General features: G+C 74.0%; 19 protein-coding genes and 1 riboswitch. Of the genes, 6 read left to right on the top strand and 13 right to left on the bottom strand.

Features of this window, described 5'->3' with window-relative positions:
* Positions 1-2 precede the first annotated feature (2 nt).
* The 5 genes from G339_RS34155 to G339_RS0117675 form a co-directional block, all read right to left on the bottom strand.
* Entirely contained in the window at positions 3-2690 is a 2688-nt protein-coding gene (locus tag G339_RS34155; RefSeq protein ID WP_019632405.1) for a hypothetical protein, read from the bottom strand.
* Entirely contained in the window at positions 2687-4507 is a 1821-nt protein-coding gene (locus tag G339_RS0117660) for an HSP90 family protein (RefSeq protein WP_051107879.1), read from the bottom strand. The genes G339_RS34155 and G339_RS0117660 overlap by 4 nt, the downstream gene beginning before the upstream one ends.
* A gap of 108 nt (positions 4508-4615) precedes the next feature.
* Positions 4616-5605, bottom strand: a complete 990-nt coding sequence (locus G339_RS0117665; protein WP_019632407.1) for a malate dehydrogenase — start codon at positions 5603-5605, stop codon at positions 4616-4618.
* Between the two features lie 236 nt (positions 5606-5841).
* Positions 5842-7056, bottom strand: a complete 1215-nt coding sequence (locus tag G339_RS0117670) for an NADP-dependent isocitrate dehydrogenase (protein WP_019632408.1) — start codon at positions 7054-7056, stop codon at positions 5842-5844.
* 120 nt (positions 7057-7176) lie between these two features.
* Positions 7177-7494 (bottom strand): DUF3017 domain-containing protein, encoded by a 318-nt coding sequence (locus G339_RS0117675; RefSeq protein WP_019632409.1) that lies wholly within the window; start codon positions 7492-7494, stop codon positions 7177-7179.
* A gap of 298 nt (positions 7495-7792) precedes the next feature.
* On the opposite strand from G339_RS0117675, the gene G339_RS0117680 reads away from it, so the two are divergent.
* Positions 7793-8518, top strand: coding sequence for an FHA domain-containing protein (locus tag G339_RS0117680; protein WP_019632410.1), 726 nt, complete (start codon positions 7793-7795; stop codon positions 8516-8518).
* A 325-nt stretch (positions 8519-8843) separates the two neighbouring features.
* Here the strand turns inward: G339_RS0117680 and G339_RS0117685 are convergent, their stop codons facing one another.
* Positions 8844-9695, bottom strand: a complete 852-nt coding sequence (locus tag G339_RS0117685) for a bifunctional methylenetetrahydrofolate dehydrogenase/methenyltetrahydrofolate cyclohydrolase (RefSeq protein WP_019632411.1) — start codon at positions 9693-9695, stop codon at positions 8844-8846.
* A gap of 47 nt (positions 9696-9742) precedes the next feature.
* Positions 9743-9824: riboswitch (ZMP/ZTP riboswitch) on the bottom strand.
* A gap of 88 nt (positions 9825-9912) precedes the next feature.
* Here G339_RS0117685 and G339_RS0117690 point away from each other — a divergent pair.
* Positions 9913-10500: a GNAT family N-acetyltransferase gene (locus G339_RS0117690; protein ID WP_019632412.1), complete on the top strand. Its 588-nt coding sequence runs from the start codon at positions 9913-9915 to the stop codon at positions 10498-10500.
* 309 nt (positions 10501-10809) lie between these two features.
* On the opposite strand, the gene G339_RS38925 is transcribed toward G339_RS0117690, so the two are convergent.
* The 3 genes from G339_RS38925 to purN all read right to left on the bottom strand — a co-directional run bounded on the left by G339_RS38925 (position 10810) and on the right by purN (position 13297).
* Complete coding sequence (locus G339_RS38925) at positions 10810-10962, bottom strand: hypothetical protein (RefSeq protein ID WP_019632413.1); 153 nt, start codon at positions 10960-10962, stop codon at positions 10810-10812.
* Between the two features lie 107 nt (positions 10963-11069).
* On the bottom strand, positions 11070-12638 hold the full coding sequence (purH, locus tag G339_RS0117700) for a bifunctional phosphoribosylaminoimidazolecarboxamide formyltransferase/IMP cyclohydrolase (RefSeq protein WP_019632414.1): 1569 nt from the start codon (positions 12636-12638) through the stop codon (positions 11070-11072).
* A complete protein-coding gene (purN, locus tag G339_RS0117705) occupies positions 12635-13297 on the bottom strand; it encodes a phosphoribosylglycinamide formyltransferase (RefSeq protein ID WP_019632415.1) in 663 nt (220 codons plus the stop codon). Before purN ends, purH begins: the two co-directional genes overlap by 4 nt.
* A 163-nt stretch (positions 13298-13460) precedes the next feature.
* On the opposite strand from purN, the gene G339_RS0117710 reads away from it, so the two are divergent.
* A complete protein-coding gene (locus tag G339_RS0117710; RefSeq protein ID WP_157407832.1) occupies positions 13461-13901 on the top strand; it encodes a hypothetical protein in 441 nt (146 codons plus the stop codon).
* A gap of 414 nt (positions 13902-14315) precedes the next feature.
* On the opposite strand, the gene G339_RS39880 is transcribed toward G339_RS0117710, so the two are convergent.
* The 3 genes from G339_RS39880 to sucC all read right to left on the bottom strand — a co-directional run bounded on the left by G339_RS39880 (position 14316) and on the right by sucC (position 19090).
* Positions 14316-16445: a cell division protein PerM gene (locus G339_RS39880; RefSeq protein WP_019632417.1), complete on the bottom strand. Its 2130-nt coding sequence runs from the start codon at positions 16443-16445 to the stop codon at positions 14316-14318.
* 576 nt (positions 16446-17021) lie between these two features.
* On the bottom strand, positions 17022-17909 hold the full coding sequence (gene sucD, locus G339_RS0117720; protein WP_026341554.1) for a succinate--CoA ligase subunit alpha: 888 nt from the start codon (positions 17907-17909) through the stop codon (positions 17022-17024).
* Positions 17910-17911: 2 nt separating this feature from the next.
* A complete protein-coding gene (gene sucC / locus G339_RS0117725; protein WP_026341555.1) occupies positions 17912-19090 on the bottom strand; it encodes an ADP-forming succinate--CoA ligase subunit beta in 1179 nt (392 codons plus the stop codon).
* 291 nt (positions 19091-19381) lie between these two features.
* Here sucC and G339_RS0117730 point away from each other — a divergent pair, with 291 nt between their 5' ends.
* Positions 19382-20827 carry a glycoside hydrolase family 15 protein gene (locus G339_RS0117730; protein ID WP_019632420.1) on the top strand — a complete coding sequence of 482 codons (1446 nt, stop codon included), beginning with the start codon at positions 19382-19384 and terminating at the stop codon, positions 20825-20827.
* On the opposite strand, the gene G339_RS0117735 is transcribed toward G339_RS0117730, so the two are convergent.
* Positions 20824-21588 carry a sulfite exporter TauE/SafE family protein gene (locus G339_RS0117735; protein ID WP_157407834.1) on the bottom strand — a complete coding sequence of 255 codons (765 nt, stop codon included), beginning with the start codon at positions 21586-21588 and terminating at the stop codon, positions 20824-20826. The genes G339_RS0117730 and G339_RS0117735 overlap by 4 nt on opposite strands.
* 408 nt (positions 21589-21996) lie before the next feature.
* Here G339_RS0117735 and G339_RS0117740 point away from each other — a divergent pair, with 408 nt between their 5' ends.
* Positions 21997-22359: a BlaI/MecI/CopY family transcriptional regulator gene (locus G339_RS0117740; protein ID WP_019632422.1), complete on the top strand. Its 363-nt coding sequence runs from the start codon at positions 21997-21999 to the stop codon at positions 22357-22359.
* Positions 22356-23177 (top strand): M56 family metallopeptidase, encoded by an 822-nt coding sequence (locus G339_RS0117745; protein WP_019632423.1) that lies wholly within the window; start codon positions 22356-22358, stop codon positions 23175-23177. Before G339_RS0117740 ends, G339_RS0117745 begins: the two co-directional genes overlap by 4 nt.
* Positions 23178-23183: the final 6 nt, after the last annotated feature.

A 23183-nucleotide genomic window follows, 5' to 3' on the forward strand; every position in this document is an offset into this window, starting at 1 on the left:
GGTCAGTCGAGGGATGAGCGGAGGTCGTTGCGGAGTTCGGTCGCCTGGGCGGCGGCCTGGTCCTCGCCCAGTTCGGTGAAGCCCGCGACGGCCGCGTCGGCGGCGGCCAGGGCGTCGGTGGTGCGGCCCAGGCCGGCGAGGACCCGCGCCGTGTCGTAGTCGATCAGTGCCGTCTCCCAGGTGAGGGCCTGGACGTTGTCCTGGGGCAGTTCGCCGAGCGCGGTGCGGGCGCGGGCCATGCCGGACAGCGCGTCGTCGCCCTCGCCGTCCCACCAGTGGCACATCGCGCCGCGCCGCAGCGTGCGCACCGCGCCGTACGGGTCGCCCGCGACGACGTAGGTGTCGGCCGCCGCCGCGAAGCGGCCCGCCGCGTCGCCGTCGCGGTCGAAGGAGGTCAGGACCTCCGCGGACTCCTCCAGGAAGTGCGCGGACGCGCGCGAGTCGCCGTGGGCGCGCGCGAGTTCGGCCAGGTTCGCGAACGCGTCCGCCGCCTCGACCTCGCCCAGTTCCCGGCGCGCGTGCGCGATGATCAGGCGGCAGCGGCGCTCCGCGCCCGCGTCCTCCTGCGCGACGACGTCGGCCAGCGCCTCTTCCGCCGCCTCGGCCGCCTCCAGATGGCGTTCCGCGCCGTAGTACGCGGCCGCCAGGCCGACGCGCGCGTACGTCGCCGACTCCCGCTCGCCCGCCGCCGTGAACCCGGCGACGGCCTCCGCGAGGTCCGGGACGGCGTCCGCCGCGCGGTCCAGTTCGAGCAGCAGGTCCCCGCGCTCGGCGTGCGCGGCGAGCCGCAGCATCGAGTGGTCGAAGTTCGCGACCGCCTCGTCCAGCGCGTCCAGCGCCTCGGCCCACCGCTCCGCGCGGCCGTCCTCGGACTGGTGCCCGAGGTGCCGCAGCAGCGAGCCGAGGTGCAGTCCGGCCTCCGCGCGCACGTCGGCGTCGCCGGCGTCGCGCGCGGCGGCGAGCGACGCCCGGAACGCCGCGACGGCCGCGTGCTCGTCCCCGGCCGCGCCGAACGCCCGGCCGCGCAGCAGTTCGACGCGCGCGGCGTCGTCCGCGTCGTCCGGCTTCGCGCCCGCCAGAACGGTGAGCGCCGCGCCCGGGTCCGCCGCCGCGAGGTGCGCCGCGGCGAGGCGCGCCCGCGCGGCGGTCCGCCGGTGGACGTCGCCGTCGTGCTCGTCGAAGTACGCGACGGCGCCCGCGAGCAGCGGGAACGCCTCGTCCAACCGGTCCGACGCCTGGTAGAGGCCGCCGAGACGGCTTTCGGCGGCGTGCCGGTTGTCCGCGTCGCCCGCCGCCTCGTACAGCTCGACCGCCCGCTGCCAGCACTCGATCGCCGCGGGCAGGTCGCCGGCCTCGATGGCGGCGAGCCCCCGGCCGTCCTCGCGGCGCGCCCGGTCGCGCGCGGACGGCTCGGCGTCCCCGAGCAGCGCGTCGTAGCGTTCCCACGCCGCCAGCGCCGCCGGGACGTTCCGCGCCTTCCACTCCGCGTCCGCGCGGTCCAGCGCCGCGCCGGGCTCGGTCACGTCCGCCAGGTCCGCGACCGGAACCGGCTTCGGTCGCGCCGCCCGCGGCCCGCCGCCGCTCGGCCCGGCGGGCACCGCCAGCAGCGGCAGCCGCTCCACGACGGGTTCCGCCGCGAGGACCCGCCGCACCCGGTCGCCCTGCTCGGACGTCCCATTGCGCTCGTCGAACAGCGCCGCGAGCCGCGTCGCCGTCGCGGCCAGCTCGTCGCGGACCTCCGCGACCGTCCGCTCCTCGCCCGTGCGGCGCGCGACCGTCCGGTCCCCGTGGCCCGCCGCCGCGACGCGGCCGAGCAGCAGCGCGGCCGCCGCCGCGAAGCGCAGCTCGGCGAGCGGGCTCGGCGCGCGGTCCAGCCAGTCCAGGTGCCGTTCGACGATCTCCAGCCCGCGCGCCTCGTTGCCGGTCAGCGCGCAGAACTCGACGTGCGCGCCGATCGGGCCGAGTTCGCTGAGCCGCGTCCGGAGCTGCCGGTACGCGCGCAGGTGCGCGGTGCGCGCCCCGTCCAGCCGCCCCGAGCGCAGGTAGACCGGCAGCAGCCGCGTCAGCGCGGACGCGGGCTGCTCGATGCACGACATGTCCGTTTCGAGGATCGTCCGCGCCTGCTCCAGCGCCTCCCCGTCCCGGCCCCGCCACTCCAGGAACGCCACCCGGTCGCTCAGGTCGCAGCCCTCGCAGTCCGACAGCGCGTCGCGCGGCGTCGAGACCCACGACCGGAACGAGTCGTCGGCCGCCGCGGCGTCCCCGATGTGCCGGAACATCGCCGTCCGCCACATGTGGACGGCCTGGAGGCTGTGCCCGCCCGCGACGTACCGCCGCTCCATGTCCTCCAGCACCGCCCACGCCTGCGCCAGCGGCACCTGCGGGAACAGGGTCATGGAGTACACCATCCCCTTGAACTCCCACAGCAGCTTGTGCTCGGCGCGGTCGCCCAGCGCGCCGGGGTCGCGGTCGAAGTCCGCGAGCGCGCGCGTGAACACGCCGAACGTCTTGATCGGCTCGCCGCCGAGCTGGTACGCCGACATCAGCTCGATCCGGACGCTGAACGCCAGCTCGGCGTCGCCCGTCTCGTCCGCGCGGCGCAGCGCCTCCTCGACCAGCATCGTGCGGGCCTCGCCGTAGGGCAGCGGCGACGCCCGCCGCATCAGGTCATAGACGTGTTCGACGGTCACGCGCCGGCCTCCCCGGAGTGGACGGCCCGCTCCAGCAGGCCGAGGAACGAACGGTTCATCGCGGCTGTGTCGGCCGCGCGCAGCGGATGGTGCCCGAGCAGCAGCGCCTGCCCGTACAGGCCCTGCACGGCCAGCTCGACGAGGCCGTCGTCGGCCGCCGCGGAGTCCGCGCCGACCAGCGCCATGACGCGCCGCGTCAGCGGATTGCGGTGGTTCAGCACGAGTTGCGGGCGGTCGGTGGCGACCGCGCCGCTCAGCGCGCCCAGCACGTCCGCCCACAGGCCGTCCGACGCGGCCCGCGCCTCCTCGAACTCGGCCCGGTGCAGCGCCGCGCGGCTCGACAGGTACAGCGCGGGCAGCGACGCGGGATCGAAGTCGCGGACGACGACCTCGCAGCCCAGCGCCTCCGTCGCCCGGCGCGCCCGCGCGAGGAACGGGCGCAGCGCCAGCTCGACGTCCGGGTCGGGCGCGCCGAGCCGCGCCGTCAGCTCCGCCGCGTCCAGCGGCGCGAGCGCCGCGCCCGGATCGACGCGCGGCAGCCGCTCCACGATCTCGACCTCGTGGACGTAACCGGCGTTGACCAGCCCGACGCCCTGCGCCGACGCCACCGCCGACAGCCGCCGGAACTCCTCCACGCTCGCCGCGTACCGGCCGTCCGGATGCGCGAGCCGGAACTCCGCGAGCGTCATCGGCCCCGCCGACGTCTCGAACTCCAGCCACCGGTCGACGACGCGCAGCATCTCGTCGTCGGAGACGGCCATCGCCTTCACGCCGGTGCGGTGCAGCCGCAGGAACGCGCGCAGCCGCGACGGGTCCGTCTCGGCGAGCCCGACGAGCCAGCCGCGCAGCCGGTCGCCGAGCGCGGTCCGCGCCGTCTCCAGCAGTTCGTCCTCGTACAGCGCCTCCCGCGACGCCGTGGGCCGCAGTTCCCCCGCGTCCACGACGCACCGCACGAAGAACGCCCACTCCGGCAGCAGCCCCTCGACGCTCTCCGCGAGCAGCATCCGCTTGAGGTAGACGCGGTGCGCGCGGCGGACGCCCGGCGAGACCGGCGTCGGCACGACGAACGCGACGCCCGTCAGCCCGGCTTCGGCGACGTCCAGGTCGATGACGTCGAACGGCTCGAACCCGAAGACCTCGCGGCAGTACGCGTCCAGCGCCCGGCGCCGCCGCGCGGGATCGGGGTGGTCGGCACGCCACGGCGGCCCGCCGCCGGTCACCGGCGTGCCGTCCACGGTGACGTCGATCGGCAGCAGCGACCCGTACGTCCGCGCCAGCTCCAGCACGGTCGCCGGGTCCAGCAGTTCCCCGGCCCCCGGCCGCGCGCGCAGCGTCACGGTCGTGCCCGGCTCCGCGCGCTCCGCGGGCTCGACCGCGTAGCTGCCCTCCGCCCGGCCCGTCCAGCGGACCGCCGCGCCGCCGCGCGCGGACCGGCTCACGACCTCGATCTCGTCCGCGACGAGGAACGCCGACAGCAGCCCGATCCCGAACTGGCCGAGGAAGTCGTGCCGGGCGAAGCCCAGTTCGTCGCGTTTGGATGACTTGCCGATGGTCGCGAGGAGCCGGTGGACCTCGTCCTCGGTCAGCCCGACGCCGTCGTCCTCGACCCGCAGCACGCCCGCGCCCGTCGTGATCCGCACGCGGCCGCCGTCCCCGCCGCGCGCGGTGATGGCGTCCACCGCGTTCTGCAGCAGCTCCCGCAGATACACGCGGGGACTGGAGTACAGATGCCGGCTCAGGAGGTCGACCACGCCCCGCAGATCGACCTGGAACGTCCGCTCCCCCACCCCGCTGGCCTCCTGATCAGCCGATTCCATGATCGGTGAGCCTAGCGAGCAGAACGGACGTTCCCGAGCTATTTATGGCATACGCCCAGGAAACACAAGAGCCCCCGGCCGGACGGCCGGGGGCTCCGCGCCACCAGGTCAGATCAGGCCGAGCTTGCGGACGGCGTCGCGCTCCTCCGCCAGCTCCGCGACCGACGCGTCGATGCGGCCGCGCGAGAACTCGTTGACGTCCAGGCCCTGGACGATCTCCCACTTCCCGTCCTTCGTGGTGACCGGGAACGAGGAGATCAGGCCCTCCGGCACGCCGTAGGAGCCGTCCGACACGACCGCCATCGACGTCCAGTCGCCGTCCGCGGTGCCGTTCACCCAGGTGTGGACGTGGTCGATCGCCGCCGACGCCGCCGACGCCGCCGAGGACGCGCCGCGCGCCTCGATGATCGCCGCGCCGCGCTTGGCGACGGTCGGGATGAAGTCGTTCTCCAGCCACTCCCGGTCGTTCACGGTCTCGGCGGCGTTCTTGCCCGCGATCTCCGCGTGGAAGATGTCCGGGTACTGGGTGGCGGAGTGGTTGCCCCAGATCGTCAGCCGCTTGATGTCGGAGACGGTGACGCCCGCCTTCTTCGCGAGCTGCGCGAGCGCGCGGTTGTGGTCGAGGCGGGTCATCGCGGTGAAGCGCTCGGCCGGGACGTCCGGCGCGTGCTGCTGCGCGATGAGCGCGTTGGTGTTGGCCGGGTTGCCGACCACGAGGACCTTGACGTCGTCGGCCGCGCCCGCGTTGATCGCCTCGCCCTGCGGCTTGAAGATGCCGCCGTTGGCCTCCAGCAGGTCGCCGCGCTCCATGCCCTTGGTGCGGGGCCGCGCGCCGACGAGCAGCGCCACGTTCGTCCCGGCGAACGCCTGCGCGGCGTCGTCGAAGATGTCGACGCCGGCGAGCAGCGGGAACGCGCAGTCGTCCAGCTCCATCGCGGTGCCCTCGGCGGCCTTGACGGCCTGCGGGATCTCCAGCAGGCGAAGCTTCACCGGTACGTCCGGGCCCAGCAGCGCGCCGGACGCGATGCGGAACAGCAGCGCGTAGCCGATCTGGCCCGCTGCGCCGGTGACGGTGACGTTGACTGGGGTGCGCGTCATGTCTTCTTCATCTCCTACGGGCGGCCAGGGCGGCCGTGCGGTTGTCGTGACCTTCCGACGGGGATCTCTCGCCGTCAAGATATTCCACCGGCCAGGCTATCGCGCGGCCGGAACGCGCCGCGCGGCAGGTCCGCGGCCCGGGAACGGCGAAGGCCGCCCCGGGATCACCGGGACGGCCTGGTCGCCTCGGACCCGCGCCCGGCTGGCGTGCGCCGGGCGGGGAGGCGGGGAACCCGCTAGCCGACCTTCTTCTGGAGGTTGGTGTCCAGCGCCTCCAGGAACTCCTGGGTGGTGAGCCACGGCTGGTCGCCCGGGACGAGCATGGCCAGGTCCTTGGTCATCTGGCCGCCCTCGACGGTCTCGACGCAGACCTGCTCGAGCTGCCGCGCGAAGCCCACCAGCTCGGGGGTGTTGTCGAGCTTGCCGCGGTGCTCCAGACCCCGCGTCCACGCGAAGATCGACGCGATCGGGTTCGTGGAGGTCGGCTTGCCCTGCTGGTGCTGCCGGTAGTGCCGCGTCACGGTGCCGTGCGCGGCCTCCGCCTCGACGGTCTTCCCGTCCGGCGTCATCAGCACCGACGTCATCAGGCCGAGGGAGCCGAAGCCCTGCGCGAGCGTGTCGGACTGGACGTCGCCGTCGTAGTTCTTGGCGGCCCAGACGAACCCGCCCTCCCACTTGAGCGCCGCGGCGACCATGTCGTCGATGAGCCGGTGCTCGTAGGTCAGGCCCTTGGCCTCGAAGTCCGCCTTGAACTCGGACTCGAAGATCTCCTGGAAGATGTCCTTGAATCGGCCGTCGTAGGCCTTCAGGATCGTGTTCTTCGTGGAGAGGTACAGCGGCATCTCGCGGTCGAGCGCGTACCGCATCGTCGTCCGCGCGAAGTCGCGGATCGAGTCGTCGAAGTTGTACATCCCCATCGCGACGCCGCCGCCGGGGAACTTGGCGACCTCCAGCTCGATCGGCTCGCCCTCGTCGTCGGGCTGGTAGCTGATCGTCACCGTGCCGGGGCCGGGGACCACGAAGTCGGTCGCGCGGTACTGGTCGCCGTGGGCGTGGCGGCCGATGATGATCGGCTTCGTCCAGCCCGGCACCAGCCGCGGGATGTTCGAGGCGATGATCGGCTCGCGGAAGACCACGCCGCCGAGGATGTTACGGATCGTCCCGTTGGGGGAACGCCACATCTTCTTGAGGCCGAACTCCTCCACCCGGGCCTCGTCGGGGGTGATCGTCGCGCACTTGACGCCGACGCCGTACTTCTTGATGGCGTTGGCGGCGTCCACCGTCACCTGGTCGTCCGTGGCGTCACGGTATTCGATCCCGAGGTCGTAGTACTTCAGGTCGACGTCCAGGTAGGGCAGGATCAACTGGTCCTTGATGAATTTCCAGATGATCCGGGTCATCTCGTCGCCGTCGAGTTCGACGACCGGGCCCGCTACCTTGATCTTGGGCATGTGTTGCTGTCCCTTTCCTACACCGGCCAGCAGTCCTTGTAAGACTCTGCTGAAGGCTATCCGGGGGCGGTCAAAGGTCTAGACCTCGGCCCCGGCGGTCTGGCTTTTCGGCTGTTCGGGCTAGGGGTGCGGGACGACCCAGGCGACCACGGCGATCGCGGTGGCGAAGCCCGCCATCGTCGCCACGTCGAGCCACTTCTTGCGCGTCTCCAGCATCCCCACCTGGCTGGGCGGCAGAACGAACCGCGCGAGTGCGCCGAACAGCACCGCGGCGGCCATGAGACCCGAACCCTTGCGGTAGTAGTCGAGCGCGCACAGCACCAGGCCGCCCGCGACGCCGCACAGGACGATCGCGTACGGGAGCTGGCCGAGCCAGTGCGGCGCGGCCCCGCCGCCGCGCGGCGCGCGGCGCCTGCGCCGGTGTACCTCGGTCGTCATGCCAGCGCTCCTCGGTCTCCGCGCGATCGTCCGGTCTAGTCCACCTCCCCACGTTAGTGGGAAACCCGGCCCGCGACGAACGACCGGACCGGACATTCGGGCACGCCGGGGCCGCAAGCAGCATTCGGCGCATGTCCGGACGGGTCGTACGGACGAGCCGGGACGAGGCGGACGAGCCGGGCGTCGACCTCGCGAAAAGCCGTACGCCCCGGGGCCTACTCACCAGTAGGAGGGTGTGGCCCCCACTCCCTCGGGTAACTCGCTGGACAGGGGTCGCTAACTAGCTGGGAGGACTGCCGTGGAGGGGCCGTTCATGCGGATCGAGGACAGCGGCATGGTGGTGCCGTTGCGCCCCGATGTCACGACGGTCGGCCGAGGGCGCGGAGTGGACATCCGCCTCGACGACCCGAGTGTTTCCCGATTGCACGCAGAGATCATTCGGCGCGGCCCGTACGTGTACGTCGTCGACATGGGGCTTTCCCGCAACGGAACCCGTGTCAACGGCCGGCCGATCGCCCGACGCGTCCTGGAGGACGGCGACGTCGTCAGCTTCGGCACGGCGCGCTGCCGGATGGGGGGAATCCCCCGGGAGGACGTCGATCCCGACGTCGAGCTGCGGCGCGCGGTCGCGCCGGAGCTGACGCGCCGCGAGGTGGACGTCCTCACGGCGCTCTGCCGGCCGGCGCTGTCGGACGAGGCGTTCGTGGCCCCGGCCACCGCCCGTCACATCGCCGAGGAACTCGTCGTCACCGAAGCCGCGGTCAAGCAGCACCTGCTGCGGCTGTACCAGAAGTTCCGCATTCCCGAGGGGGCGAACCGGCGCACCAGGCTGGCCAACGAGGTCATCGCGATGGGACTCGTCCGGCCGCTGCCGCCGGTCCACGTCCCGCAGCAGAACCGGCCGGTGGACGGGCAGGGGCCGGGCGGCGTGCGCCGTCCGGGGCCGCCCGGGTCCGCGCCGGGCCGGCCGAGCCACCTCGGCCCGGGGCGCCACACGGCGGGGGTGGGCCGCAGGGCGAGCTGACCCGCTGATCGAGGGGGGCGCGGTCCCTCCTGGGCGGCCGTCCGCGCAGGGCAGCGTGCGGGCGGTCGCCCGAACCCCGCCGTCCCCCACTACGGGTGACGGGACGGCGGACGGACGCCGACCGCGGCCGGGACGGGCCGCGCACCGGCGCTCAGAGAACTCCGCCGGCTGCCGCCGACCGGCGGTCCGCCGACACGACCGGCTCGCCCGCCCGGCGATCGGACACCCCCGCAGACGAGCTCCGGGCGTTACCGGCCAGCCCGCACGCTCGGCTGTCCGACGTCCGCCCGCAGACACGCCTGCCGGGTGCTGCCCCAGTCCAGGGTCAGCGGGCGGCGGCCTCGGCCGCCTCGACGACGTTCGCCAGCAGCATCGCGCGGGTCATCGGGCCGACGCCGCCCGGGTTCGGGGCGACCCAGCCCGCGACGTCGTACACGTCGGCCGCGACGTCGCCGGTGAGCTTGCCGTCCACGCGGGAGACGCCGACGTCCAGCACGGCCGCGCCCGGCTTCACCATGTCGGCCGTGATCAGGCCGGGCACGCCCGCCGCCGCGACCACGATGTCCGCCTTGCGGGTGTGCGCGGCGAGGTCGCGCGTGCCGGTGTGGCACAGCGTGACGGTCGCGTTCTCGTTGCGGCGCGTCAGCAGCAGCCCCAGCGAGCGGCCCACCGTGATGCCGCGCCCCACGACCGCGACCTCCGCGCCGCCGATCGGCACGTCGAAGCGGCGCAGCAGCTCCACGATGCCCTTCGGGGTGCAGGGCAGCGGCCCCGGCTGCATCAGCACGAGGCGGCCGAGGTTCGTCGGGTGCAGGCCGTCGGCGTCCTTGAGCGGGTCGATGCGCTCCAGCACGCGCTGCTCGTCCAGGCCCTTCGGCAGCGGGAGCTGCACGATGTAGCCGGTGCAGGCCGGGTCGGCGTTCAGCTCGTCGACGGCGCGCTCGACGTCCTCCTGCGCGGCGTCGGCGGGCAGGTCGCGGCGGATGCTCTCGATGCCGACCTCGGCGCAGTCGCGGTGCTTCATCGTGACGTAGGCGTGGCTGCCCGGGTCGTCGCCCACCAGGATCGTGCCGAGGCCCACGCCGACGCCGCGCTCGCGCAGCGCCGCGACGCGGGTGGTCAGGTCGGCGCGGATCGCCGCGGCCGTCGCCTTGCCGTCCAGGATCTGTGCGGTCATGTGCCGTCTCCGTGGTGATCTCGCCGGGCGCGCGCCCGTGCGTGGTCCCCGGTCACCCAGGCGCGCGGTGTCCGGACTGCTTCGCTCCCCGGTGGTCGAGCCCACCTTGACCGCGCCAGTCACGTGTTCTCCCATGCTAGCGGCCGGACGTGGTCGCCAGAAATCCGCGCATAGTGGCCCTACTGACCTATCCGGCGCGCTGCCTAACCTTCGAGGCATGACCGACGCATGGTTCGACCGCCCCGTCCTGACCGGCCGGTACGTCCGGCTGGAACCGCTCACGCCCGACCACGCCGAGGGGCTGTTCGAGGCGGGCGAGGAGGCGTCGATCTGGACGTGGCTCAGCATCCGGCCGCCCGCCGACGTCGCGGCGACCCGCGCGGTGATCGAGGCGGCCGTCGCCGACCCGCGCGACCGGCTGGCGTGGGCGCAGATCGACGCGGTGACGGGCGAGGTCGCGGGCACGACGTCCTACTACGAGATCAGCGCCAAGCACCGCGGCCTGTCCATCGGCTACACCTGGCTCGGCGCGCGCTGGCAGCGGACGGGCGTCAACACCGAGTCGAAGTTCCTGCTGCTGGAACGCGCCTTCGAGCGGCTCGGCGCGATGCGCGTCTCCTGGCACACCGACGTCCGCAACGCGCGCTCGCGCGCCGCGATCGAACGGCTGGGCGCGTCGTTCGAGGGAGTCCACCGGCGGCACCGCGTCCGCCCGGACGGGACGGTGCGCGACACCGCCGTCTACGCGCTGCTCGACGAGGAGTGGCCGACGGCCCGCGAAAACCTGCTCGCCCGGCTCCACTGAGCGTTCCTCACTGGACGGCCGCTGCCGGACGACCCGCGCTCAACGGCCGGTGCCGAGCAGCCCGCGCTGAGCAGCCGCGTTGGAGCCCGCGCTGGACGAACCGCGCTGAACGGCCCGCGCTGGACGGACCGCGCTGAGGGGCCTGCGCTAGACGGACCGCACCGAGCGGCCTGCGCTGGACGGTCCCAGGCGAACGATCAGCGCCGATCGGACCGTGCCTAGCAGCCCGCGCTGAACGAACGGCGTTGAACGAACTGCACCGAGCAGGCCGCGCTCAATGGCTCACGCTGAGCGGTCCTCGCCGGGCGGTCAGTCGCGTTCGCCGCGCACGTACGGCCCGGCGACGGTCGCGAGCCACGCGAGGACGAGCACCGCGCCGAGCCCGACGTCGAACCGAACGTCGCGCAGCAGACCGGCCGTCTCCACGCTCATGGCGAGGGCATGGCCGAGCAGCCAGTGCATGCGTTCCTCCGGGAGTCGCGGACGAGGTGGCGAACACCGAGGTTACCCGCGGGTAAACGGTAAAGACGCCCGGCCCCCGAGCGGGGGCCGGGCGTCACGACCGCACGTCAGTGGAAGAAGTGCCGCACGCCCGTGAAGTACAGGGTGATCCCCGCCTTCTCGGCCGCCTCGATCACCTCGGGGTCGTGGATGGACCCGCCCGGCTCGACGATCGCGCGGACGCCCGCCTCGGCGAGCGCCTCCAGCCCGTCGGGGAACGGGAAGAACGCGTCGGACGCGCCGACCGCCGCCGCGGCCCGCTCCGCGCCCGCCCGCTGCACGGCGAGCTTGGCGGAGTCCACCCGGTTGACCTGGCCCATCCCGACGCCGACGGTGGCGCCGTCCGCCGCGAGCAGGATCGCGTTGGACTTCACCGCGCGCACGGCCCGCCACGCGAACGCCAGGTCGCGCAGCGTCGCCTCGTCGGCGGGCGCCCCGACCTTCAGCTCCCAGGTCGCCGGGTCGTCGCCGCCCGCGTCCACGCGGTCCACGGTCTGGACGAGGACGCCGCCGTCGATCCGCCGGAACTCGGTCGCGTTCGACGGCCCGTCCGGGCAGCGCAGCAGCCGCAGGTTCTTCCAGCGGCCCCGCAGGATCTCCAGCGCGTCCGCGTCGAAGTCGGGGGCGACGATCACCTCGGTGAAGATCTCCTTCACCGACTCGGCGAACGCGGCCGTGACCGGCCGGTTCACCGCGATCACGCCGCCGTACGCCGACACCGGGTCGCACTCGTGCGCCTTGCGGTGCGCCTCGGCGACGTCCGCGCCGACCGCGATGCCGCACGGGTTGGCGTGCTTGATGATCGCGACGGCGGGCTCGGCGAAGTCGTAGGCGGCGCGGCGCGCGGCCTCGGCGTCCACGTAGTTGTTGTAGGACATCTCCTTGCCGTGGAGCTGCTCCGCGCCCGCGAGGCCGCCCGCGCGGCCGGTGTCGGTGAACAGCGCGGCCTTCTGGTGCGGGTTCTCGCCGTACCGCAGGACGTCCGACCGCTGCCACGTCGCGCCGAGGAAGTCGGGCCAGCCGGACTCCTCCGCCTGCTCGTCCTTGGCATACGTGTTCGCGAACCACGACGCGACCGCCACGTCGTACGACGCGGTGTGGCTGAACGCCAGCGCGGCCAGGCGGCGCCGCTGCTCCAGCGTGAACCCGCCCTGTTCCACGGCCGCGAGGACGTCCCCGTACGCGGCCGGGTCCACGACAACGGCGACGCTCGCGTGGTTCTTCGCGGCGGCGCGGACCATCGTCGGGCCGCCGATGTCGATCTGCTCGACGCACTCGTCCGGCCCCGCGCCCGAGTCGACCGTGTCGGCGAACGGGTACAGGTTCACGACCGCCAGGTCGAACGGCTCGACGTGCAGGTCGTCGAGCTGCTGGACGTGGTCGTCCTTGCGGCGGTCCGCCAGCAGGCCCGCGTGGACCTTCGGGTGCAGCGTCTTCACCCGCCCGTCGAGGCACTCGGGGAAGCCGGTGAGCTTCTCCACCTTCAGGACGGGCACTCCGGCGGCGGCGATCCGGCCCGCCGTCGAACCCGTGGAGACGATCTCCACCCCGGCGGCGTGCAGGCCGCGGGCCAGCTCCTCCAGCCCCGTCTTGTCGTAAACGCTGATCAGCGCGCGTTTGATCGCGACCCGGCTCACCGGCTCAGCTCCCCTTCTTCGGCGGATTCGTCAGCGGACGTGTTGCAGGTCCGGCACTTCATGGAGACCCGTCTGCCCTTCTCGGTCCAGCCGTCGCGGGCGAGCCGCCCGACGACGTCGACCAGGAGCCGGCGCTCCACCTGCTTGATGCGCTCGTGCAGGGAGTCCTCGTCGTCATGCCAGCCCACGGGCACGGCCTCCTGGGCGATGACGGGTCCGGTGTCCACGCCTTCGTCGACGAAGTGAACGGTACAGCCCGTCAGCTTCACCCCGTAGGCCAGGGCGTCGCGGACGGCGTGCGCGCCGGGGAAGGACGGCAGCAGCGCGGGGTGGGTGTTGACGATCCGGCCGCCGAAGCGTTCCAGGAACCGCGGACCGAGGATCTTCATGAACCCCGCGGACACCACCAGATCGGGGCGGTGCTCGGCGACGGCGTCGGCGAGCGCGGCGTCCCACGCGGCCCGGTCGGGGAAGTCGGGGACGGCGAGCGTGAAGGTGGGCAGCCCCGCGCGGGCGGCGCGGGCGGTGCCCTCGATCCCGGCGCGGTCCGCGCCCACGGCCACGACCTCGGCCCCGTAGTCTGTATCCGCGCACGCGTCGAGCAGTGCCTGGAGGTTGGTCCCCGCTCCGGAGACGAGGACGACGAGCCGGGCGGGCACGATGACTCCCTGCTGGACGTTCGAGGGTGTGGGATGCGGCGGCGCCCGCGCGTCGTCGCGCGGCCTGCCAGCACGCAGCCTATCCGCCCCGCCGCGCGGCCGCGGCGGCGCTCCCGGCCCTTCCCGGGCGCGGACGCCCATGTCTACTTCTGGAGGAATGACGGTGACTCAGCAGGCCGGACCGGACGGCGGCGTCCAGGCTCCCGGGGGCGGGGCGCCCCGCCCCGGCGGCGCGGGCCCGCGCGGGCCGGTGGCCAGGCGCGCGCTGTGGCTCGGGATCGGCTCGCTGGTCGCCGCGTTCCTGTTCCCGCCGTTCGCCCTCGTCCTCGGGATCGCGGCGATCGTCGTCGAGCGCAAGGCCCGGCGCGAGCCCGTACCGCCGGGCACCCCGCCCCGGAGCGGGCTGAGCGCCAGCATCGTCACCGGCGCCATCGCCATCGTGCTGGCCGTCGCGTCGATGAGCCTCGGCGCCTACCTGCGCACCGAGATCGCCGACTTCACCGAGTGCAAGTCCTCGGCCAACACGGTGTCGGACGAGGACGCCTGCACCGAGGCGTTCAACCGCGCCTTCGAGAAGAAGATGGGTTTCTCGCTGCTGCCCTGAGCGCGATGCCGTACGGGCCCGGCCCCCCTGCGCTCCTGAGCGTGGTGGCTGGTCGGGCCCGTCGCTTTGGCTGTGAGCGCATTCGCTGGGGGCCAGCCTGGCTTCTTGGTGCTCCTACCTCGCGGCCTGCTCAAGCTGATCGCGCTTCTGCCACGCGGGCCGGCCCGCCGCGCGGGTGCTTCCGCCGCGCGGGTGACCGGCTTTGCCTCTGACGCTTGCGGGCCCAACGCGCGGGTGACCGGCTTTGCCTCTGACGCTTGCGGGCCCAACGCGCGGGTGACCGGTTTCGCCTCTGATGCTTGCGGGCTCGACATGCGGGCGCTTCCGCCGCGCGGGTGACGGGCCTCGCCGCCCCGACGAGCACAGCCGGCACGGCCTGTTCGGCGGCTCGCCGCGAGTGCTGGCGTGCGCGGCTTACTCGGGCCGGTCGGGTTCGGCTCCGTCCTCGTCGCGCAGGACGTAGATCGCGCCGCCCCGGTTCTCGGTGCGGCCGTCGTCGCGGGGGCGCGGGACGTCCGGGTCGGGTGCTTCGTCGTGGTCGGCGGCGGATCGGCGGCGGCGGGCGGGCAGGACCGGCTCAGCGTCCTCGAACTCCAGCGCCGCGGGTGCCGCCGGGACGGGCTTGGCGCGCCGCGCGGGCGGTTCGGCGTCCGCGGGAACGGGCGCGGACATCGGCACGGGACGCCGCCCGCGCTCCGGCGCGTCGTCCGGCACGACGTCCCGCCCGGAATCGGCCGCGCGCCCAACGCGCTCAGAACCGGCCGAACGACCCGAGTTCTCGGCGTCCGCCGAACGCCGCCCGTCCTCGGACCCGGCCGCACGCCGTTCGCCCTCGGACGCCGCCGCACGCCGTCCGCTGCCAGACCCGGCCCTACGCTCGCCGTCCTCGGAGTCCGCCGCACGCCGCGCATCCTCGGCCGCGCGCCGCGCATCTTCGGCCGCGCGCCGCTTGCCCTCGGACGCCGCTGAACGCCGTCCGCCCTCGAACCCGGCCCCACGCCCGCCGTCCTCGGACGCCGCCGACCGCCGTCCGCCCTCGGGCTCGGCCGTGCGTCGCGTGCGCCCGGAAGCGGCCTTACGCCAGCCGCGCCTGCCTGTGGCGTCCGGCTCTGCCGACGTGTCCGGCCAGTCGGATGAATCGCCCCCGGGAAAAGCCCCGTGCTCAAGATCGAGCCGTCCGCCAGCCCCCGACCCACGCCGCCGACGCGCGGACCTGCCGGGCATGCCTTCTTCGTCGGCCTCGTCCGTGCCGCGCGCCCGCCGTCCGCCCACGAACCACGCGGCGACCGCCGCCGCGATCCCGACTTCCAGCGCGGCGAGCAGCCCCGCCTGCCACGGCGACGGCCCGACCGTCACCAGGCGGCCGCCGCCCATCGGCCCGCCCGAGAGGGCGGCGAGCAGCGCGAGCGCGCCGCCGGTCAGCGCGCCGGTCCCGAAACCCCACAGCGGCGCGGTCTCCGCCGCCGAGCCCGGCAGCGACCGCATCGTCAGGACGCCGCCGACCGCGCCCGCGACGAAGGGCGCGACGAGCGCGACGAACGACACCACCGGCGCCGGCCCCGGATCGGGCAGCGCCGCGAGCGGCGGGAACGCGGGCACGAGGTCCAGGAACACGCCGCTCGGCGACACGCTCGTGCCCGCCCCGACGGCGAAGCCCGCGCCGACCGCGTACGACGACCCCCAGATGATCGCGTTCGGCAGGAACACCAGCTCGACCAGGAGCAGCAGGACGCCGCCGACGATGCCGGGCGCGAGGTCCCGGTACGCGTGGTCGGCGTCGGGCAGGTGCAGCGCCAGCGACGCGCCGACGAGCAGCGCGCCCGCCGCGAGCAGCACGCCGAGCGCCCCGCACACGCCGACCACCAGCGCGCGGGGCCGCGCGGGCAGCAGCCGCAGGAGCGCGCCGAGCCCCGACCGCACACGCGGCCCGCGCGCCGCGACGACCGCCCGCGCCGCGCCGAGCCCGCCCGCGGCGAACGCGACGAGAAGGCACGCCAGCAGCGCCTGCCACGGCGACGGCCGCACGGCCTTCGTCGTCGCGACGAGCGCGAGCAGCCCGGCGAGCACCGCGTACGGGACGGCGAGCGCCACCGCGACGTCGACGACCGCGCGGCGCGGACGGCGCGGCGTCCCCGCGGACCTGATCATCCAGCCGCCGCACCGGTACAGCAGCGCGCCCGGCAGCACGAGGATGCCGATCGGCAGCAGCCCCACCCGCCCGTGCTCCAGCGAGAACCCGGCGTGGTGCGCGACGAGCCAGAACGTCACGGCGGTGCGGAACACGCCGGGCAGCCCGTGGCCGATGGCCGAGCGCGGCGCGGCGATCCACCCGATGAGGGTGACGGTGATGAGGACGGCGAGCCCGATGCCGACGCACCACACCGCGCCGACGATCCCGGTGACGAACAGCGGGCGCTGCGGCCCGCCCGCGCGCCGTACGGGCGGACCGGCGGAACCGGCGGCGGGCGCGGCGCCGTCCGCGCGCTCCTCGGCCGGCCGACGACGGTCCCCTGCCGGTCGATGTCCGTGCGTCGCGTCACTCACCCGCCCATGCTGGCACCGCCCGCCCCCACCCGTCCCCGCCCCGCCCGGCGTGTCGCCTTTGTCATCCCGCACGTCCGCACGCCGCGGCCCACGCCGCCCGGCCGGGTTCCCGGTCCGCTCGGGCACGCAGCGACCGATCCCAGCGTGTCCTCCACGGACATGCTCCGCGCAGGCACACGACGTCCCTGCTTCTGATGTCCATCCGGGCACGCAAGCGCCGAGCCTGTGTACGGCCACGTCCTCCGCAGCCGTACCCCGCCGGGTTCTCAGCTCCGTTCGGGCGCGCAGCGGCCTTTCTCCGCCTGCGGTACCGGACGGCCAATGCCGGTCGCGCCCCGGAACCGCGCGGTCCCCTTCTGCCGCGCAGTATCAAGCCCGGTGTGCGGACGCGTCCTGGACGGCCATGCCCCAGTGCGGCCACGCGCCGCCTGGCCCGCGCGGCCGCACAGTGTCCGGCCTGATGCGCACACCCGTGCGGGCGCGGAGCATCGCCCACCGCAGCCGCGCAAGAACGAAGGACGCCCGTGCCGCCTTCAAGCGGCACGGGCGTCCTTCGTGAACCCGATCGGAGCGCGATCAGAGCTTCTGCATGATCTCCCGCATGAGGACGGCGGTCTCGCTCGGGGTCTTCCCGACGCGGACGCCGACCTTCTCCAGGGCCTCCTTCTTGGCCTGGGCGGTCCCGGCGGAGCCGGACACGATGGCGCCGGCGTGGCCCATCGTCTTGCCCTCGGGGGCGGTGAACCCGGCGACGTAGCCGACGACCGGCTTGGTGACGTGCTCGGCGATGTAGGCCGCGGCCCGCTCCTCGGCGTCGCCGCCGATCTCGCCGATCATCACGATCGCGTCGGTCTCCGGGTCGTCCTGGAACGCCTGGAGCGCGTCGATGTGCGTCGTCCCGATGATCGGGTCGCCGCCGATGCCGACGCAGGTGGAGAAGCCGATGTCGCGCAGCTCGTACATCATCTGGTACGTCAGCGTGCCCGACTTGGAGACCAGGCCGATGCGGCCCGGCGTCGTGATGTCGGCGGGGATGATGCCCGCGTTCGACTTGCCGGGGGACGCGATGCCGGGGCAGTTCGGCCCGATGATGCGCGTCTTGTTGCCCTTGTCGACCGCGTACGCCCAGAAGTAGGCGGTGTCGTGGACCGGGATGCCCTCGGTGATCACGACGCACAGCGGGATCTCGGCCTCGATGGCCTCGACGACGGCGTCCTTGGTGAACTTCGGCGGGACGAAGACGACGGACACGTCCGCGCCCGTCTCGGCCATCGCCTCGGCGACGGTGCCGAACACCGGCAGCGAGGCGCCGTCGAAGTCGACGCTCTGCCCGGCCTTGCGGGCGTTCACGCCGCCGACGACCTGCGCGCCGGACGCCAGCATGCGGCGGGAGTGCTTCATGCCCTCCGAGCCGGTCATGCCCTGGACGATGATCTTGCTGTTCTCGGTGAGCCAGATGGCCATGTTCATGCACCTGCCGCGGCGAGTTCGGCGGCGCGCTCGGCCGCGTCGTCCATCGTGTCCACCTGCTCGACGCCGGGCAGCGCCGCGTCGGTGAGGATCTTGCGGCCCAGCTCGGCGTTGTTGCCGTCGAGCCGGACGGCCAGCGGCCGGTCGACGGTCTCGCCGCGCTCGGCCAGCAGCTTGTAGGCGCTGACGATGCCGTTGGCGACCGCGTCGCAGGCGGTGATGCCGCCGAAGACGTTGACGAACACCGACTTCACGTCCGGGTCCGACAGGACGATCTCCAGGCTGTCGGCCATCACCTCGGCGGACGCGCCGCCGCCGATGTCGAGGAAGTTCGCCGGCTTCTGGTCGCCGTGGCGCTCGCCCGCGTAGGACACGACGTCCAGCGTGGACATGACGAGCCCCGCGCCGTTGCCGATGATGCCGACGGAGCCGTCCAGCTTGACGTAGTTGAGGTCCTTGGCCTTGGCCTTGGCCTCCAGCGGGTCGGCGGACGCCTTGTCCTCCAGCTTGTCGTGCTCCTGCCGGAACGAGGCGTTGTCGTCGAGGGAGACCTTCCCGTCGAGGGCCTTCACCTGGCCGTCGGCGGTGAGGATCATCGGGTTGACCTCGACGAGCGTGGCGTCCTCGTCGGTGAACACGGCCCACAGCCGCTCGATGATCGCGGCGGCGCCGTCCAGCGCCTCCTCGGGCAGCCGGCCCTGCTCGGCGATGGACCGGGCGGCGGCCAGGTCGATGCCGTTCAGCGGGGAGACGGGCACGAGCGCGAGGCGGTCGTGCGGGACCTCCTCGATCTCCACGCCGCCCTCGACCGAGCAGATCGACAGGAAGGTGCGGTTCGCGCGGTCGAGGAGGAAGGAGAAGTAGTACTCCTGCGCGATGGCGCTGCCCTCTTCGACCAGGACCTTGTGGACCGTGTGGCCCTTGATGTCCATGCCGAGGATCTGGTCGGCGAGCGCTTCGGCCTCGTCGGCGCTGTCGGCGAGCTTCACGCCGCCGGCCTTGCCGCGGCCCCCGGTCTTCACCTGGGCCTTGACGACGACCTTCGAGCTACCCGCGGCGAACAGCTCCGCCGCGATGGCTCGGGCCTCCTGAGGTGTGTGGGCGACCTTGCCGGTAGGCACCGGTACCCCGTACTCGGCGAAGAGTTCCTTCGCCTGATGTTCAAACAGGTCCACGAGGCGTCCTTTTACGGATCGACAGCCAATGACCGCTTCGAGTGGGGTTCACGGACGCCCGTCCGGCCCGCCACCCTGCGGTCCGCTCCGTCGATGCAGCCTAGTCCTCTCGTTGTCATGGTCGTGCCGCCGGGTCCGGTCCGCGACGTCCAGAGCAAGTGCGCAGGTAGATCGCAAGGTGTACCCCTTGGGGGGAGTAATACCGGTACCCCGGAATGAGGCGATGTTCGCCGCGGTTTGTTCTACTTGATTACGACCCGTGGTGGACAGTTCAGCAGGAGGGACGTACCGGTGGCCCGTCCTACGGCCCGCGTCGCGGCGCGGCGCCCCGGGTGGCGGCGCGTCCGGCAGGTCGGGGCGCTGCTGCTGGTCGCGGCGTTCGTCGCGACGTGCGGGGCGCGGGTGTCGCCGGACGCGGGCCTGCCGCCGTGGGCCGGGCCGGGCCTGGTCGGCGGGGGCGGCTGGCCGTACGCGGGCGTGCCGCTGCCCGCCGGGGACGCGGAGGACGCGGCGTACGTGCCGGGCAGCTCGGTGGTGCGGCTCGCGGACGGCCGGATGCGGCTGGTCCCGTTCGGCGCGGAATCGGCGGTGACGCTGGAGGCGTCCGATCCGCGGGTGGCCGCGGCGGTGCTGTCGGACCGGGGCTGGCTCTCGTCTGGGACCGTTCCAGGCGTGCGCGTCCCGGCGGACGACATCGTCCGGCTCCGCGGCATGGCGTCCCGCGCGCTGCTGGACCTGCGGCTGCTGACCGGCCCGGACGGCGCCTCGCTCGCGTCCTGGTACGGCCCGTGGCGCTACTCGTGGCCGCGCGACTCGGCGTTCGCCGCCGCCGCGTTCACCGTCACCGGGCACACCGACGAGGCCGGGCGCATCCTGCGGTTCATGGCGCGCGTCCAGTCCGGCACCGGGCTGTGGGCCGCGCGGTACGAGCCGGACGGGACGCCCGTCACCGACGGACGCGCCCCGCAGCTCGACTCGGTCGGCTGGATGCTGTGGGCCGCCTGGCTGTTCCGCGCGGAGCGCCCGGCCGCCGCCGCGCGCGTCCCCGACCTGTGGACGATGGTCCGGCGCGGCGCGGACCACCTCGCCGCGTCCCTCCGCTCGGACGGGCTGCCGCCACCGTCGTCGGACTACTGGGAACGGTCCCCCGGCAGCGAGCAGGCCCCGGACGACCCGACGCTCGGCGTCGCCGGACCCGTGCTCGCGGGCCTGCGGTCGGCCGCCGCGTTCGCGGACGGGACCGGGCGCGCGGCCGAGGCGGCGCGCTGGCGCGCGGCGGCCGGCCGCGTCGAGAGCGCGGTGGCCGAGCGCTTCGCGCCGCTCGGCTACCCCAGGTCCCCGGTGGCGGGCGGCCTGATGGACACCTCGGTGACGTTCGTCTCACCGCCGTTCGCGCCCGCCGATCCCGGAGTCTCCTCGGCCGTCGCGGAGGCGGCCCGGCGGCAGGCGCTTCCGAACGGCGGGGTGCTGCCCGGCGAGAACTGGCAGGGCAACCGCACGGTCGCCTGGACGCCCGAAACGGCGCTCTTCGCGCTGAGCGACGCCGCGTCCGGCCGCACCGACTCCGCGCTGTCCCGGCTGAAGTGGCTCGCCGCCCACCGCACGTCCCTCGGTTCCCTACCGGAGAAGGTCGGCCCCGGCGGCGGCCAGGCCGCCGTCGCCCCGCTCGGCTGGACGGCGTCCCTGGCGGTTCTGACCCTGTCCTCGCTGGACCGGCCCCTGCCGATCCCGCGCTAGCCGAACTGCTCCCAGCCGAGTTTGAGGACGAGCGCCGTCACGACGCACAGCAGGACGCCGCGGACGAAGCCCGCGCCGCGGCTGATGGCCATGCGCGCGCCGAGCTGCGCGCCGACGATGTTGCAGGCGCCCATCCCGAGGCCGAGCGCCCACAGCACATGGCCCTGCGCGGTGAAGACGATCAGCGCGCCCAGGTTCGTCCCGGTGTTGATGATCTTGGCGTTGGCGCTGGCGTTGACGAAGTCGGTCCCAAGCAGCGTCGTGAAGGCCAGGACCAGGAACGTTCCCGTGCCCGGTCCGACGAGCCCGTCGTAGAAAGCGATCACGATGCCGGGGACCGCGATGGCGGCCAGGACGCGGCGGCGCGTCCGCTCGACGTCGCGGACGGTCCGGCCGAGATCGGGCCGCAGCACGACGATCGCGGCGACCGCGAGCAGGACGACCATGATGACGGGTTTCAGGACGTCCGCCTCAAGCGCGGCGGCGCACAGCGCGCCACCCGCCGCGCACCCCACCGCGAGCACGGCGGCGGGCCCGGCCACGCGCACGTCCGGCCGCGCACGCCGCAGATACGCGACGGCGGCGGACGACGTCCCGGCGATCGAACCGAGCTTGTTGGTGGCGAGCGCGGTGACCGGAGCACCGGGCCCGAGCAGCAGCAGGGCCGGGAGCTGAATGAGCCCGCCGCCCCCGACGACCGCGTCCACCCATCCGGCGGCAACGGCCGCGACGAGCAGCAGAACCAGATGCTCGACGGGCACGCGCAACTCCGGAAAAAGGCAGGGGGATCAGCAGAAACTCACCCTAACGCCCCCAAAGCAACCACCCACCGCACCCACACTCCACGAAGCCCGACCAACACCCCCACCACACTCCGCCCGCCCACACGAAACCCGACCGACCCGCTCCAGCGCGGATCAGTACGGCCGTAGGAGCCCCGGCGGCCTCGCAAGGCACTCAGGACCGTCGTCCCGCGCGCTTCCAGGCCACCCACGCGATGGCTAATCGGCACCAGCAGCGCTCACGCCGGGGGTTCGGGCCGCCCACGTAAGCCCGGTTTCTTCGTGTCATGGCGGGTTGGAGGACGTTCGTCGGATACCGCGTGCCCTACCCTTGATCGGGTCCAGCGGGGACGGACGGATGGAGACTCCGGCGATGAAGGCTCGCTCGTGGTGCGGCGACGGCTAGGCCAACTGGAGGCCGAGATCCTCGCCGCCCTCGCCGGCTCGGACGGCCCCCTCTCCCCCGGTGAGATCCGCGACCGGCTCGACGGCGATCCCGCGTACACGACCGTCAACACGGTGTTGTTCCGCCTGCACGACAAGGGCCTCGTCACGCGGGAGCGCGACGGCCGCCACTTCCGGTACCGCATCGTCGTGGACGAGTCGCGTCTCGTCGCGTCGCGGATGCACGACCACCTGCGCTACGCCAGCGATCCGTCGGGCGTCCTCGCGCAGTTCGTCCGTTCGCTGAGCAGCGAGGAGGAGGCGGCGCTGCGCTCCGTGCTCGGCGACGACTCCGCCGAGCAGTGAGCCCGTCCACGTTCGCGCCCGCCGCCGTCATGCTGGTCCTGGCGGTCGTGCTCGGCAGCGTCGTCACGCCGTTGCATCCGCGCTGGTCGGCGCGGCTGCTGGCGATCGTCGCGGCGGCGACCGCCGTCACGGTCCTCGGGACGGCCGTCTTCGCCGCAGTCGAACTCGGGCCGTGGGCGGCGGATCAGCCCGTCTCGGTTGCGGTGAGAAGCCTGGCGTTCGCACCCGCCGTCGCGGGGATCGTCCGCGCCGTCTTCCTCGCGGCCCGCTGGGCGCGGGAAGTCCGCGAGGCGCGCCGCACGGCGCGGCGGCTCGTGGCGACCGACGTCCCGCTGGCCGTCGCGGTGCCCGGCCGCGACGGCGGCGTCCTGGTGTCGAAGGGCCTGCTCGCCCTGCTGCGCCCCGCCGAGCTGCGGATCGTCTTCGAGCACGAGCGCTCCCACCTGCGGCACGGCCACCACCGCTACCTGGCGGCGGGCGCGATGGCCGCGGGGCTGCTGGGCCTGCGCCCGCTGGACCGGCGGCTGCGGTTCGCGGTCGAGCGGTGGGCCGACGAGGACGCGGCCGAGGCGGTCGGCGACCGCCGCCTCGCCGCGAGAACGATCGCGCGCGTCGCGCTGAACCACGCCGCGACCAGGCCGCTCGCCGCGTTCACCGGGTCCGGCGTGCCGGAGCGCGTCGCCGCGCTGCTCGCCGAACCGCCCGCGCAGAACCCGGTGACCGGCCTCGTCACCGTCGTCGGGACGGGCGCGACGACGACCGCCCTGGCGTCCTCGGCGTTCCAGCTCGACCAGGCGCTCGCCCTGCTGCTCGCCTGAACCGCC

It is taken from the genome of Actinomadura atramentaria DSM 43919 (genome assembly GCF_000381885.1).
GTDB classification, from domain to species: Bacteria; Actinomycetota; Actinomycetes; order Streptosporangiales; family Streptosporangiaceae; genus Spirillospora; species Spirillospora atramentaria.

Coding starts and splice junctions, on each gene's coding strand:
- G339_RS0117675 (WP_019632409.1), bottom strand. CDS start 7,494: ATGACGACCGAGGTACACCGGCGCAGGCGCCGCGCGCCGCGCGGCGGC.
- G339_RS0117690 (WP_019632412.1), top strand. CDS start 9,913: ATGACCGACGCATGGTTCGACCGCCCCGTCCTGACCGGCCGGTACGTC.
- G339_RS0117670 (WP_019632408.1), bottom strand. CDS start 7,056: ATGCCCAAGATCAAGGTAGCGGGCCCGGTCGTCGAACTCGACGGCGAC.
- sucD (WP_026341554.1), bottom strand. CDS start 17,909: ATGGCCATCTGGCTCACCGAGAACAGCAAGATCATCGTCCAGGGCATG.
- G339_RS0117660 (WP_051107879.1), bottom strand. CDS start 4,507: ATGGAATCGGCTGATCAGGAGGCCAGCGGGGTGGGGGAGCGGACGTTC.
- G339_RS0117665 (WP_019632407.1), bottom strand. CDS start 5,605: ATGACGCGCACCCCAGTCAACGTCACCGTCACCGGCGCAGCGGGCCAG.
- G339_RS38925 (WP_019632413.1), bottom strand. CDS start 10,962: ATGCACTGGCTGCTCGGCCATGCCCTCGCCATGAGCGTGGAGACGGCC.
- G339_RS0117685 (WP_019632411.1), bottom strand. CDS start 9,695: ATGACCGCACAGATCCTGGACGGCAAGGCGACGGCCGCGGCGATCCGC.